Origin of the sequence: Caballeronia terrestris, from assembly GCF_001544515.1 — a bacterium.
Taxonomy (GTDB): Bacteria; Pseudomonadota; Gammaproteobacteria; order Burkholderiales; family Burkholderiaceae; genus Caballeronia; species Caballeronia terrestris.
Genome location: NZ_FCOL02000052.1, coordinates 1 through 12,928 on the forward strand (window position 1 = coordinate 1; position 12,928 = coordinate 12,928).

Here is a 12,928-nt window from a genome sequence, read left to right on the forward strand (position 1 = left end):
TCGACACCCTCAAACGCAAGAGCAAAAAGCCGCCTGAAATCCAATCGTTGAGGCGACATCTAGCTTGAAAATTTCCGCAGTGTACGCGACGCTGCCTGCTTCGGAGTACTCACCCTTGCCAGATCCTCGCAAGCGCAGTAGGTGGTTCCCACCATTCGAGCGAAGCGAACCCCATCCCTAACTCAACGTTTGGGCGAAACATGAACCACGCTTTTGACAATGCCCCAGCTTCATTTGGTGAGGTGCTCGAGAAGAACTTGCCAGCTTCGCTCCACATTGGCGGCAAATTTGAAAATTCGTTGTACTCGAAGTTGCTAACAGGACCGATTAGCAACATCGCGAGCAATGTTCCGGAGCGCTCAGATGCGAGCTCCGCCGCAATCCTAGGTTACAACTAATTCAGGAGCCACTAATGCACTGATGCATTGAATCGCGTCGTGGGCGCAGGCGCAGTGCTGAGCGCGTGCTGCTGATGGAGGACGGCTCCGTCCGGCTCGTCCTTCCCGGCGATCACGTAGGAGATGCCCAGGCGCCTGAGCAGGGCCTTGTAGGCGTTGCTCGCCCTCTCGGTCAGCACCGACACCACGTGCGACCGAAGACCGCTGTAATCGACGTGGTTCTTCTGCCAGCCCAAGCGCCCGGCGGGGTCGAGTGCGACGAAGTACATCGGCGCATGCGGCTCGGCCACGAAGTCGCCCTCGGGAACCGCGTCCGCCGACCCGTTTAGACCTGGCTTGCGGTATTGCGTAAAGTTGTCATCGGTCGAGACACGGCCATTCAGGTAGCCCCGGATGTTCAGGACTTGCTGATCGGCATGCAGCGCCAATTGTTCGTACTGAAGCTCCGCCGAATCGAACTCGGGAGCTCCATGTTGTGGATTCTTCCGTCCAGCGACGTCAGCGTATGGATGATGACGTAGGGTCTTTTCAAGGGAGTCACCTGCATCTAGTTCTTGGAGAATTCGATTCGCACGCTGCCGCTGCCGAGCGCCTGGGCCAGGCCAGCGGGGTCGTCCACGCGGCCGAGGCGGGTGTACGAGTAGGACGAGTTGAAAGTCAGTAGAAGACGACCAGGGTCCTCGACCCGTACAGCATGAGATCGCCACTGCGTATCGTGCCGGGCCGGTTGGCGTTCGTGGGCAGAGATTTTGGCAGCTCGGCGTGCTTCTCGTTGCTGTTGAGGTCGGCCATGTCGATCGAGAGCGGCAGCATCGCGGCGAACGCGCGGGCGGCTTCGGTATCGGCCAGGGTGATGGCGAAGCGACGTTCGCCGATGGTCATCCACATGCGAGATTCCTCTGGTTGGACAGTGGCCGCCGAACTGGCGGCGATGGCGGTGGTGGGCGAGCCTGACGCGCCAGGCTGGGCCGCGTCACATGCTCCGAGCACGAGCAGGCCGCAAAGTAGGCCAAGCCCGCGCAAAGCCCGCAGGCCGCGTGCATGGCGGTTCTTAAAGGCCGGGAGGCGTTGGATATTGCGAAAGACGCTGGGGCTCGTGGTCATGGGTTCCTCATAGTGTGATACGCGGCTCAGGCCGCCTGCCGGACTTGCGAACGGGAGGTGAGGAAGGCGAGAAAAGCCGCAAACAGCAGCACCGCAGCACTTTCCATGAAGGTGCTTTGTAGCCTGTCGAATCGAACAGCAGGCCACCCATGGCCGAGCCCAGTGCGATGGCCAACTGGATCACCGCTACCATCAGGCCGCCGCCGGCCTCGGCGTTGTGCGGCATGACTTCGGCGAACCAGCTCCACCAGCCGACTGGCGCGGCAGTCGCCATCAGGCCCCACAAGCCCACCGGGACCACGACCGCGGCAACCCACGCCCCGAAAGGGATCAATGCCACGGCGATGACCGCCATCAGGCCACGGCACGAAGCCGATTCCCAGTTCTTCGCAGGGCCTGCAGCACGCCGTTGCGCTCCACGATCCGGCGTGGGGAAGGCGGATGGTGCGCGCGCTGGGCTCCGAGCGGCCGAAGTGCAGCACCTTGCCCTGCTGGATGAGATCCTTGAAGGTGCCGGCCGCGTCCTCGATCGGCATGGTCAGGTCAACGCGGTGCTGGTAGTACAGGTCGATGCGGTCGCTCTTCAGGCGCTTGAGCGACTCCGCGACCACGCGGCGAATGCGCTCAGGGCGGCTGTCCAGGCCATTCGTGACGTCGATCTTGAAGCCGAGCTTGGTGGCGATGGCGATGTGGTTGCGGACCAGGGCCTCGGCGACGAGTTCCTCGTTCACGTAGGTCCATAGACCTCGGCGGTGTCGAAGAAGGTGATGCGCGCTCATAGGCGTCGCGGACCACTCGGATGCTCGTCGCACGGTCCATGCCCTGGGCCGTAGCGGCCGAGGCGGTTGCTCATGCAGCCGAAGCCGAGTTCAGAAACGGTGAGAGCCCCCAGCTTGCGGGTCCTCATCATGTAGGCCTGACCGCTGTTGCCGCCGCGTTGCGTGGTTTGCGCCACAGCGGAAGTAGCCAAAGAGGCTGCACCGATTGGCAGTGCTGCGCCAGCTGCGGCGATGCCGGCGGCCTTCAGAAAAGTGCGCCGGTGGGCAGCCAGCCTAGACCCTCCCACGGTTTTCACGATCGTTGATGTTCTGCGTGCTCATGTTCGATACCTTTCAAGTTGGAGAATTCGTCACTAAAGCGCGGCGGGGCAGCGGTCGCAATGGTCATCGGCATTGACTTTTCATGCCATGAGTGTTGGCGCACGGAAGTCAACTTGACTAGCTAACGAATGCTTAAAAGGGCTATAAGACTAGTAATCAGTAATCCATGGGAGGCTGCATCATGGGCGGATCACCTGCGGCGAACATGTCCTTCAGACTACTTTGCTATCCAAGCTCACTCCGTTGCTGCTCGAATACCCCGACATTAAGGTCGAGTTCGACATCAACTACGGATTCGGGACATCGTGGCCGACCGCTTCGACGCAGGCGTGCGTCTGGGCGACACCACCGACAAGGGCATGATCGCGTTGCCGATCGCGCGTGTGGCACCCTCGCTAGGCTCAAAGCGGCGTCAACCGAGTCATGCCGGGACGGCAAAGCTCGGCCACATCAAGAAGTGGGTTGCTACTTCCCGGCAGGACGGGTTGCGAGATGCCGAGCCAGAGCCTCGCGTGCTCGTTTTGCCGCATCCGCATCCACACGCTCGGCCAGCACCTGGGCGAGTTGGCGCAACTGATTGGCGGTGAGGCCTACGTTCATGCTGATGCCCATGTGTGACTGCAACTGGGACTCGGCGCCCGGCAGTGCCGACAGCATGCCCACCGTGGCCAACTCACGGCTTTGCCAATCGAGGTTGTCGCGCTCAAAGATGTCGCCGAACAGATGCGTCTTGAGGTATTCGTTGATGGCCGGGGCGAAATCGAACAGCGGACCCTTGACAGGCGCGCCCACCAGCTTGGTCTGGTTGGCCGTTCCGGCGGCTAGCAGCGCATCGCCCTTCGGGATGGGGCGGCTAGGCGCATGGCCCGGCGCATCCTGGATGCCCCGCTGCTTGCGTGCCTCCAGCACCTTCATCAACTCGCCCAGCGCATTGAGGCTGCGCGGAAAGCCCGCATAGGCGTAGAGCTGCACCAGGATTTCCCTGGCGTCGCTCACTGTCATGCCGGCGTCCAGTCCCTGGTTGAGCGCTGCATTCAACTTGGCCATGTTGCCCGCGGCGGCAAAGGCCGCGATGGGCACGATGGCCTGCTGGCGGGCGTTAAGAGTCTCGGAAGCGCTGGGTGTGCTGGCTGGACTTTGGGTAATCTGTCGGGTCTCCTGCGCGTCGGCGGTTTGGCTCAATGTAGTGACCAGCCCCAAGGCCACGGCGAGCGCGCCGGCCCGAAGGCGCGCCTTGCGAAGCTTAGCGCGCGTTGTATTGCTCATCGGTGACTTTCTCCATCCATGTAACGTTCTTGCCGTCCTCCGTCCCGGTGACAGCCAGGTGGGTCATCGCCGTGGTCGGCGAGGCGCCATGCCAGTGCTTGACGCCGGGCGGGCACCACACCACGTCGCCGGGACGGATTGCCTGGGTGGGCTTACCCCATTCCTGGGTCAGACCGACGCCGGACTTCACGACCAACCGCTGCCCTGCGGGATGGGTGTGCCAGGCGGAGCGCGAGCCAGGCTCGAAGGTCACCAGAAGACCAGCGGCGTTGATGCTCTTGTCCGCAGGCCACACGGGATCGACCCGCACTCGACCGATGAAGAGTTCTGCCGGGCCGGCGGCCGAGGGTTGGTCGCCCGCGCGCGTGATCTGCTGCGCGCCAGCGGATGTATTAGCCTGCGGCTCGGCGGCCAAGGCCAAATTGGCCTGAAAGGCAGCGGCGCACAGGGAAAGCCTGAGGAACGAGTGCATGAATATCTCTTCCTGATGTAAAGCGGCTCAACCGCGTTGGGGACCGTCGAGGTATTGCTCGTCTGAGACGTGCTCCATCCACTCGACGTTCTTGCCATCCAGTGCTTCCTGGATGGCGATATGGGTCATCGCGGTCGTCGATGTCGCGCCATGCCAGTGCTTGTGGCCGGGCGGGCACCAGATGACGTCGCCTGCACGAATTTCGACACGCGGCTCGCCTTCGCATTGCGTCCAGCCGCATCCGGCTGTCACCAGGAGTGTCTGACCGAGCGGGTGCGTATGCCACGCGGTACGCGCGCCGGGCTCGAAAGTCACACTCGCGCACGACACGCGGGCTGGCGGGGGCGGAGCGTTGAGCGGATCGATCCGCACCGTGCCTGTGAACCATTCCTCCGGTCCTTTGATCGACGGCTGTGAGCCAGCGCGTTTAAGTTGCATATTTTTCTCCCAAAAAAGGTCCGCTTACCGCCAAGGAACGTTGCCTCAATCCCTCAATCCATTACGCGTACGATGGTGGCCTCGAACGTCGCCGCCTTGGTGAGCGCGTCCAGCCCGGACACAAGTAAAACAGCGCAAGATTGCCCACGGTGCATAGTAGGCAACCGTACCTACGGATGGATCAAAGCTGCTCGGATTGTCCTTCAGATCTGCGATGTTCGTTTGTCCATCGAACTTGATCGATATTTTTATGATTCGCTCCTGAGTTCAAACCTTCGATGGGACGCCCGGCGGACGGCTTGCGGGCTGCGCCGATGCGGAGCTAGACACCGCCAGTAGCGTGCAACACAAGAAACAACAGATCGCGGCGATCGGTCGTCTAGCGCTGCGCGACGCACTCACGCGATTCCCATCAGGACTTTGTCGAGCGTAATTGGATAATCGCGCACGCGTACACCGGTAGCGTTGTAAAGCGCATTGGCGATCGCTGCGCCCACGCCGCAGATGCCGAGCTCGCCCACGCCTTTCGCCTTCATCGGCGAGGAGGTGGGATCTGCTTCGTCCAGAAACACCACTTCCTGATGCGGAATGTCGGCATGGACAGGCACCTCATAAGCAGCCAAATCGTGATTGATGAACATGCCGTAGCGCTTGTCGACCACGAGGTCTTCCATGAGCGCTGCGCCTACGCCCATCGTCATCGCACCGATAACCTGACTTCTGGCGGCCTTAGGATTAAGGATTCTGCCCGCTGCGCAGACGGCGAGCATGCGACGCACGCGAATCTCGGCGGTGGCTGCATGGACGCCGACTTCGACGAAGTGTGCGCCGAAGGTTGATTGTTGATAGCGCTTTGCCAGATCGCCGTATTCCATGGTGTCTTCGACGACGATTTCGCCAGAAGATGCTGCTTCGGCAAGCCGCACATTGCGCCCGCCCGAGCGCACGCGCTCATCCGCAAAAACGACATCCGTACCGTGCATTTCAAGCTTGTTGGCCACTGCATCACGGAGCTTCATGCAGGCAGCATAGACACCCGCCGTTGAGCTGTTGCCACCCCACTGGCCACCCGAGCCGGAAGAAACGGGAAACGTCGAGTCGCCGAGACGTACAGAAATCTTGTCGAGCGGCAGCCCCATCATCTCGGCTGCCGTCTGCGCAATGATGGTGTACGTCCCTGTGCCGATGTCGGTCATGTCGGTTTCGACCGTCACGAACCCTCGCCGATCGAGCCTCACTCGTGCACCCGACTTCATCGAAATATTGTTTCTGAACGCCGAGGCGGTGCCCATGCCAACCAGCCAGCGGCCGTCGCGTACTTGCCCTGGACGGGCGTTACGCTTCTGCCAGCCAAACTTTTGTGCGCCCACGCGGAAGCACTCGATGAGCTGACGCTGCGAGAAGGGCCGTTCGGGCTGTTCCGGATCGACCTGAGTATCGTTGATATTGCGGAACTCGATCGGGTCGATCTTAAGTTGTTCCGCCATCTCGTCCATTGCGACTTCCAGGGCCATCAGGCCCGGCGCTTCGCCGGGCGCACGCATCGCGTTACCCTCGGGTAAATGCAAAGTAGCAAGACGCATCGTCGTCATGCGGTTTGCGCCGGCATAAATGAGGCGCGTCTGACCGACGGCGGTCTCGGGTTGCCCATTTGGCTGGTCACCGGACCAGCTTTCATGCGCGATGGCCGTGATTTTTCCGTTCGCGTCTGCGCCGATGCGGATGCGCTGGATCGTCGCCGGCCGATGCGTCGTGTTGTTAAACATGAGCGGGCGCGTGAGCGCGACCTTCACAGGACGGCCCGCGGCCTTTGCGCCAAGCGCGGCCAGCAGCGCGTCGCTGCGCACGAAGAGCTTGCCGCCAAATCCTCCGCCAATGTAAGGCGAAATCAAGCGCACGTTCTCGCGGGGAATGCCGAGCGTCTTCGCGACGTCGCCTGCACCCCACGCAATCATCTGGTTCGAAGTCCACAGCGTCAATTTGTCGCCGTTCCATGCCGCGATAGACGCGTGCGGTTCCATCATCGCGTGGCTTTGATCGGGCGTGGTGTAGGTTGCATCAAAGCGCATCTGCGCCGCGGCGAACGCGCCTTCGAAATCGCCCGTGCGCGTCGCCGGTTCGCCCCAGTAACCAGTCCCTGCCATGTCGGCTGTGTCTTTCGCTGCGGCGAGATCGTAGCTTCCGCCCTCGGCGACATAGTCGATGAGTATCTTCTGGGCCGCGTCGCGAGCCTGTTCGAAGGTGTTGGCCACGACCAGTGCGACCGCCTGGTGATAGTGATCGATTTGCGGCCCACCTAGCAACTTGACTGTATTGAAGTCGCCCTTCGTCAAAGTTCCGGCATTTCCGGCCGTGACGATCGCAACCACCCCAGGTGCCGCCTTCGCGGCTGTGAGGTTTATCGACGTGATGCGTCCGCGCGCGATTGCGGAGCCCACAACGAAACCATAGGCAGGATCGCGGGTTGAGTCGTGCCATTCGTATGCATAGGTCGCGGTGCCGGTCACCTTGTGACGTCCGTCGATGCGGTCTGTCGCATGACCGATGTGTTTTAGGCGGTCGATCGGATTATTGGTGGCGGGGGTATCGAACTTCATTGGCTCACCTCCTTCGCTTCGGTCAGTACCGCGTCCAGCGTGCGCTCTGCCAGCGTTACCTTGTACCCGTTATCGTGCGTCGGCTTGGCATCCGCCATGAGACGCGACATCACCGCGCGCGCGCCATTCGGAAGTTCGGCTTCAGCCGCTTCGATGCGCCAGGGCATCGGCGCCACGCCGCCTAGCGCAACGCGGCCCGTGCCATCTTTGCGCACGATTGCGGCGACCGATACCAGCGCAAATGCATACGACGCGCGGTCACGAACCTTGTGATAGATGTGCGTGCCCCCAATGGGCTTCGGCAGCGTGACACTCGTGATCAGCTCTGCCGGTTCCAGCGCGTTCTCCAGATGCGGCGTCTTGCCGGGACGCCGGTAGAAATCGGCGATGGGTATGTTTCTCACCGTACCATCCGCGCGAACGGTGTTGATGATCGCGTCAAGCGCTCGCAATGCAACGGCCATGTCGCCGGGATAGGTGGCGATACAGGCATCACTGCCACCGATCACGGCCAAGGACCGGCTGCTTCCTTTTAGCGCCGGACAGCCGCTACCGGGCTCGCGCTTATTGCACGGGAGGTTGGTGTCGTAGAAGTAGGGGCAGCGCGTGCGTTGAAGCAGATTGCCCGCCGTCGTCGCCTTGTTTCTCAGTTGACCAGACGCACCGGCGAGTAATGCCCGCGAGAGCAAGGGATAGTTGCGGCGCACTGTCTGATTCGCCGCAAGATCCGTGTTGCGCACAAGCGCGCCGACTTGCAGTCCGCCATCGGGCGTCGTCTCGATTCGATCGAAGCCAAGCCCGTTGATATCAATCAAATGAACCGGCGTCTCGATCTGTAACTTCATCAGATCAAGCAGGTTTGTTCCGCCAGCAATGAACTTCGCGCCCGGCGTCTGCTGGGCAGCAGTTGCGGCGGCGGCAGGCGTCGATGGGCGCTCGTAGGTGAACGGTTTCATGCCCGACCTCCCGCCACCTCGGTCATCGCCTCGGCGATGTTGGAGTAGGCCCCGCAGCGGCAGATGTTGCCACTCATGCGTTCTCGCATTTCCATGTTGGTCGGACGAGGAGGAGCCAGCAAGTCCGTACTGACGTGGCTGGGGACACCGGCCTTGATCTCATCGAGCACGGCGACGGCGGAGCAGATCTGCCCAGGCGTACAGTAGCCGCACTGGAAGCTGTCGTGCTTGACGAACGCCGCCTGCATTGGATGGAGTTTCGCCGGCGTGCCAAGGCCTTCGATGGTGGTGACCTGACTACCGTGATGCATCACCGCAAGCGTGAGACAGGAGTTGATGCGCCGTCCGTCGACGATTACGGTGCACGCACCGCATTGTCCATGGTCGCAGCCCTTCTTCGTGCCAGTCAGATGCAGCTGTTCACGCAGCGCATCGAGCAGCGTCGTGCGTGTGTCCAGCGAAAGTTCGCGCGGCACGCCGTTCACATGCAACAGGACCTTCGATGCTGGCACAGTGGCGGCACCCGGCGGAGGTGCTTCGGCGGACATGCTGGAAATCGACACCGAACCGCTGGCGATTGTGGCAGCGCCCATTCCTGCGAGTTTTAGAAGACTTCGCCGAGTGATGTTCAGATTGTCTTCCGCGGCGTTGCAATTTGCGGCGACGCCGTCGTCGTCAACGTGCTGGCTACTAGCGTTCATATTTTTCGCTCCTGGAAACGCGCGCACGGCGGCGAGCGTGCTCAATCCTCCAACTATAAGGGCGCTAAGCCGGCCGATTCATGATCCGTATTCATAAGCCCGATGAGTTTTCAGGGATTAATCCCATTGACAGCCTGCTGTAAATTAGCGCCTTGGTCGAACCTTTTGCTTCGCAAAGGCGCCGCTCTCGCCGCATCTAAGCATTAATTTTCTTTCCAATGACCCGATCCACCCTATCGAACAAACAGGTATGGGGCGCTGTGCTTTCCATGTCGCTCTGTGCCTTCGCCCTCGTCGCATCAGAGTTCTTGCCCGTCAGCCTTCTGACGCCCATCGCACATGAGCTTTCTCTAAGCGAAGGGCAGGCGGGGCAGGCGATTTCTGTGTCGGGATTTTTTGCGGTTCTGACGAGCCTTTCTGTGTCAACGTTGACGCGACGTTTTGACCGAAAGAAGGTGATTCTCTCGCTGACAGCGCTGATGGTAGCCTCGGGCGTTCTCGTGTCCGTGGCGCCCACCTACACTGTCTTGATGCTTGGGCGCGCACTGCTCGGTGTCTCAATTGGCGGATGCTGGTCGATGTCCACGGCCGTGATGATGCGTATCGCACCCGATGCTTTCGTGCCGCGTGCGATCGCGGTAGTACAGGGCGGCAGTGCGCTTGCGACGGCAGTCGCCGCGCCCGCCGGAAGTTTCCTTGGCTCAATCATTGGATGGCGAGGTGCTTTTTTTTGCGTCGTGCCGCTTGCCGCCGTTGCGCTTATCTGGCAGGCGCTCACCTTGCCGAAACTACCCGCGCAACGCCAAGCGCAGACTAGGCGCGGCGTACTTCAAATAATCAGCGACCGTCAGGTCTTATGCGGAGTCGGCGCTGTCGCTCTGTTGTTTATGGGGCAATTCTCGCTGTTCACCTACTTGCGTCCCTTTCTTGAGACGGTGACGAAGGTAGACGTGTCAATTCTGTCTTTCATGCTGCTCGTGATCGGCGCCGCAGGGTTGGGCGGCACAGTTTTCGTCGGCTCGATAATCAAACGGAATCTGCATGGCGTGTTGATCACGATTCCGTTGCTTATGAGCGGCATTGCCGTCGCGCTAATGTTTTTTGGCGAATCGGTTGCGACGACCGCGGTATTGCTGGCCGCGTGGGGTTTGATCGCTACCTCAGCACCCGTCGGTTGGTTCACGTGGCTATCTGAAACGCTCCCCGGCGACGCAGAAGCCGGCGGGGGCCTGATGGTGGCGGTTATCCAGCTTGCTATCACGCTCGGCGCGACGCTCGGCGGTCTGCTTTTCGACAGCAGCGGATATCGCGCGACGTTTGGTCTCTCAGCCGGGCTGCTTCTGGCCGGTGCGGTGCTGGCGGCGGTCGCATCGCGCGTTCGATGCGAAAACGTAGGTAGGACGGCGTCACGCGTTGCGGGGCAAGCTTAAGCTAGTCCCAAGGCAGTAGCGGCCCGACTTTACAGCGGCTGTTTCAACGCTTCCAAGACGACAGAGAATGCTTTTGAACTCTGACGTCGGCTCGGGTAATAAGCGTGAAGGCCAGGAAACGCCGGGCACCAGTCGCGCATCACCGGCCGCAATTCACCGCTCTGGATGTGCGGTAGCACGGCGTCCTCGGGAACGAACGCCAAACCGTAGCCGTCGATCGCGGCCCGGATCATTTGCGGTTGCGAGTTAAAAATGGTCTGTCCACTCACGCGGGTTTGAACCGAACGCTTCCCTTTCTGAAGTTCCCAGGCATAAAGGCCTTTGGTCGTCGTCAGGCGCAGCGCGACGCAGTCGTGCTTGAGCAGGTCTTCTGGTGAGCGTGGCAATTGCCGGCGTTCAAAATACGCGGGCGAGCCGACGATGGACATACGAATGTCCGCGCTGATGCGCACGGCGATCATATCTTTGGCAACCTGATCGCCAAACCGTATGCCCATGTCGTATCGGTCCTCCACGATGTCGACGAGCCCGTAGTCGACTGTCATTTCCACCTGTATTTCCGGATAGTCGCGCAGCACCCTGCGCACCTTCGGCCAAACGATGGCGTCGATCGCATGATCGGTGGCGGTGATGCGAACGATACCTGCAGGTCTTTCCCTTGACTCTGACAAGGCAGACAGTTTGGCATCGATTTCCTCGACCCGTGGCGCAGCAGTTCGGAAGAGGTCTTCTCCGGCTTCGGTCATCGACACACTGCGCGTCGTCCGGGTGAGCAAGCGAATGCCCAGCCGCGATTCCAGGTCACGAATCGTATGGCTCAGTGCGGATTGGGAGACGCCGAGCTTCGCGGCAGCACGTGTAAAGCTGCGCTCCCGCGCGACTGCGAGAAAGACGAGGATGTCGTTAAAGTTTTCACGTGCCATTGCGCCAGGCGCCCGCTGTAGTCGAATTTCAACTCGCGCGCGGAAACTCTTCGTGCGCGAACCTGCTGCTACCGCGCCCCAGACTCATGAGGCGGGGTCATGACAAAGCAGTGCTCCGCCACTTTAATCAGACAAGGTCATGAATGTAAAGCGCTTCAACGAATTGCACATTCGTTGTCGGAAACTCCTAGGCAATGTTCACGGGTAACCATCCGACGAGGGGTTTGATAGCGATAGTCTGCGATCGATCATGCACTTACGTGCTGTCGACGTTGGAGAAAAATGGCCACGGCAGCGGCGCAGCCAACTATCGCGGCGCTGGCTAGGAACACTGAACGCAGGCCGGCGTGTGCGCCGACCCATCCAAGGAAGGGGCTGCCCAGAGCCATCGCCACATCTAGAAAGGCCGTATAGAGACCCATCGCCATGCCGCGATTGTTGGGTGCAATCGTGCGAACTGCTTCGACGCCGAGCCCTGGGTAGACGAGTGAATAGCCGACGCCTGAAAGGGCGGCGCCTAGGGACGCGAGCAACGTTGTCTTTGCTAGCCACATGATTAAAAGGCCCGCTACCTGCACGATGACGAATATAAAGGCAACTCGTGCGCCTCCTAACCGGTCTGGAAGATGCCCAGCGATGGTGCGCGCCGCGATCAATGCAGCACCGAATGCGGTGAAGGCCATCCATACCGGCTGCCAATGCATGTCCGCGAAGAAAAGCGAACTGAACGCCAAGATCGCGCAGTACCCCATGCTGGCGAGCGCCGCGCCGAGACCGGGCAGCCAAACAACTCTGAGGATCGCACTGAGAGAAGCGTGCTGTCCGTGACCGGGCAGTGCGGCTGCCGGGGTCCGGCTCACGTATGCGAAAACGAATAGCGGCAGAAGGGCGGTCATCAGTGCTATCGCGACGAACCCGAATGATGTGTAAAGAATGGACCCGAGAGGACCGCCCAGCGCCATCGCTGCAAACATCGCAGTTCCGACCCAAGCGATCACTTTGCCAGCATGCTGCCTTTCAACGAGACCCAGCCCCCAGGCGATGCCACCGGTGATAATGAAGCTCTCGGCGCCGCCGAGAACCGCACGACCTACGAGCAGAATCGCGACAGAACCCGTGGCTGCCTTTAGGAATACTAGCGACAGAAGGTACAGCAGCCCGGCGGCCCCGGCGGCGAGTAGGCCGACGAAGACGCTGCGCTTTGCCCCGCGCCTGTCAGAGTAGGAACCCGCCCAAATGCGTGAGAGCAGTGCCGCAGCGAACTGTGCACCCGCCGCGAGGCCAACAACCAGTGGTCCGAAGCCGAGATCGTTTGTGACATGTAGAGGCAGTACGGGGAGCGCCACGCCAATGATCAGGAAGCCGGCCAGCACAGCAGTCATTATCGGGAACAGGGTGGCAACAACCAAATGCCCGGCTGATCTCTTTAAACGGGATTCGAACATGATCCTTGTCTTCACCCTCTCTTCTCGTGGGCGATCTGACCACTTCTGCGGTATTGGCGAGCAAGTGGGTTCGCATGCCCAGTCCGCAGGCCCACTCG

General features: G+C 60.9%; 11 protein-coding genes and 3 pseudogenes. 2 read left to right on the forward strand and 12 right to left on the reverse strand.

Features of this window, described 5'->3' with window-relative positions; translation table 11 throughout:
• Positions 1-409: 409 nt before the first annotated feature.
• The 4 genes and pseudogenes from AWB67_RS27390 to AWB67_RS27405 all read right to left on the reverse strand — a co-directional run.
• The gene (locus tag AWB67_RS27390; protein WP_087659353.1) at positions 410-826 is read right to left on the reverse strand and encodes a hypothetical protein; all 417 of its coding nucleotides are present in this window, start codon (positions 824-826) and stop codon (positions 410-412) included.
• A 229-nt stretch (positions 827-1,055) separates the two neighbouring features.
• Positions 1,056-1,502 (reverse strand): cyclophilin-like fold protein, encoded by a 447-nt coding sequence (locus tag AWB67_RS42025; RefSeq protein WP_235025350.1) that lies wholly within the window; start codon positions 1,500-1,502, stop codon positions 1,056-1,058.
• A 26-nt stretch (positions 1,503-1,528) separates the two neighbouring features.
• A pseudogene (locus AWB67_RS27400) lies at positions 1,529-1,860 on the reverse strand (MFS transporter); the annotation flags it as partial.
• A gap of 139 nt (positions 1,861-1,999) precedes the next feature.
• Positions 2,000-2,281 (reverse strand): annotated as a pseudogene (locus AWB67_RS27405) (aldo/keto reductase); the annotation flags it as partial.
• A gap of 507 nt (positions 2,282-2,788) precedes the next feature.
• Between AWB67_RS27405 and AWB67_RS42030 the strand changes: the two are divergent.
• Positions 2,789-2,979, forward strand: a pseudogene (locus tag AWB67_RS42030) (LysR family transcriptional regulator); the annotation flags it as partial.
• An 88-nt stretch (positions 2,980-3,067) separates the two neighbouring features.
• Here AWB67_RS42030 and AWB67_RS27415 read toward each other — a convergent pair.
• The 6 genes from AWB67_RS27415 to paoA form a co-directional block, all read right to left on the reverse strand.
• Positions 3,068-3,868, reverse strand: coding sequence for a carboxymuconolactone decarboxylase family protein (locus tag AWB67_RS27415; protein ID WP_087659354.1), 801 nt, complete (start codon positions 3,866-3,868; stop codon positions 3,068-3,070).
• Positions 3,846-4,340, reverse strand: a complete 495-nt coding sequence (locus AWB67_RS27420) for a (R)-mandelonitrile lyase (RefSeq protein WP_087659355.1) — start codon at positions 4,338-4,340, stop codon at positions 3,846-3,848. Before AWB67_RS27420 ends, AWB67_RS27415 begins: the two co-directional genes overlap by 23 nt.
• 27 nt (positions 4,341-4,367) lie before the next feature.
• On the reverse strand, positions 4,368-4,778 hold the full coding sequence (locus AWB67_RS27425; protein ID WP_087659356.1) for a (R)-mandelonitrile lyase: 411 nt from the start codon (positions 4,776-4,778) through the stop codon (positions 4,368-4,370).
• Positions 4,779-5,176: 398 nt separating this feature from the next.
• Entirely contained in the window at positions 5,177-7,375 is a 2,199-nt protein-coding gene (gene paoC, locus AWB67_RS27430) for an aldehyde oxidoreductase molybdenum-binding subunit PaoC (protein WP_087659357.1), read from the reverse strand.
• The gene (locus AWB67_RS27435; RefSeq protein WP_087659358.1) at positions 7,372-8,331 is read right to left on the reverse strand and encodes an FAD binding domain-containing protein; all 960 of its coding nucleotides are present in this window, start codon (positions 8,329-8,331) and stop codon (positions 7,372-7,374) included. Before AWB67_RS27435 ends, paoC begins: the two co-directional genes overlap by 4 nt.
• Positions 8,328-9,077 carry an aldehyde dehydrogenase iron-sulfur subunit PaoA gene (gene paoA / locus AWB67_RS27440; protein ID WP_268808108.1) on the reverse strand — a complete coding sequence of 250 codons (750 nt, stop codon included), beginning with the start codon at positions 9,075-9,077 and terminating at the stop codon, positions 8,328-8,330. Before paoA ends, AWB67_RS27435 begins: the two co-directional genes overlap by 4 nt.
• 173 nt (positions 9,078-9,250) lie before the next feature.
• Between paoA and AWB67_RS27445 the strand changes: the two genes are divergently transcribed.
• Positions 9,251-10,462 (forward strand): MFS transporter, encoded by a 1,212-nt coding sequence (locus AWB67_RS27445; RefSeq protein ID WP_087659360.1) that lies wholly within the window; start codon positions 9,251-9,253, stop codon positions 10,460-10,462.
• 29 nt (positions 10,463-10,491) lie between these two features.
• Here the strand turns inward: AWB67_RS27445 and AWB67_RS27450 are convergent, their stop codons facing one another.
• Positions 10,492-11,385: a LysR family transcriptional regulator gene (locus tag AWB67_RS27450; protein WP_087659361.1), complete on the reverse strand. Its 894-nt coding sequence runs from the start codon at positions 11,383-11,385 to the stop codon at positions 10,492-10,494.
• 248 nt (positions 11,386-11,633) lie between these two features.
• On the reverse strand, positions 11,634-12,830 hold the full coding sequence (locus tag AWB67_RS27455; protein WP_087659376.1) for an arabinose transporter: 1,197 nt from the start codon (positions 12,828-12,830) through the stop codon (positions 11,634-11,636).
• Between the last annotated feature and the right edge of the window lie 98 nt (positions 12,831-12,928).

What these genes read in the sequence shown, in the direction of transcription:
- AWB67_RS42025 (WP_235025350.1), bottom strand. Translation starts at nt 1,502, where the DNA reads ATGACCACGAGCCCCAGCGTCTTTCGCAATATCCAACGCCTCCCGGCC.
- AWB67_RS27415 (WP_087659354.1), bottom strand. Translation starts at nt 3,868, where the DNA reads ATGAGCAATACAACGCGCGCTAAGCTTCGCAAGGCGCGCCTTCGGGCC.
- AWB67_RS27420 (WP_087659355.1), bottom strand. Translation starts at nt 4,340, where the DNA reads ATGCACTCGTTCCTCAGGCTTTCCCTGTGCGCCGCTGCCTTTCAGGCC.
- AWB67_RS27425 (WP_087659356.1), bottom strand. Translation starts at nt 4,778, where the DNA reads ATGCAACTTAAACGCGCTGGCTCACAGCCGTCGATCAAAGGACCGGAG.
- paoC (WP_087659357.1), bottom strand. Translation starts at nt 7,375, where the DNA reads ATGAAGTTCGATACCCCCGCCACCAATAATCCGATCGACCGCCTAAAA.
- AWB67_RS27435 (WP_087659358.1), bottom strand. Translation starts at nt 8,331, where the DNA reads ATGAAACCGTTCACCTACGAGCGCCCATCGACGCCTGCCGCCGCCGCA.
- AWB67_RS27445 (WP_087659360.1), top strand. Translation starts at nt 9,251, where the DNA reads ATGACCCGATCCACCCTATCGAACAAACAGGTATGGGGCGCTGTGCTT.
- AWB67_RS27450 (WP_087659361.1), bottom strand. Translation starts at nt 11,385, where the DNA reads ATGGCACGTGAAAACTTTAACGACATCCTCGTCTTTCTCGCAGTCGCG.
- AWB67_RS27455 (WP_087659376.1), bottom strand. Translation starts at nt 12,830, where the DNA reads ATGTTCGAATCCCGTTTAAAGAGATCAGCCGGGCATTTGGTTGTTGCC.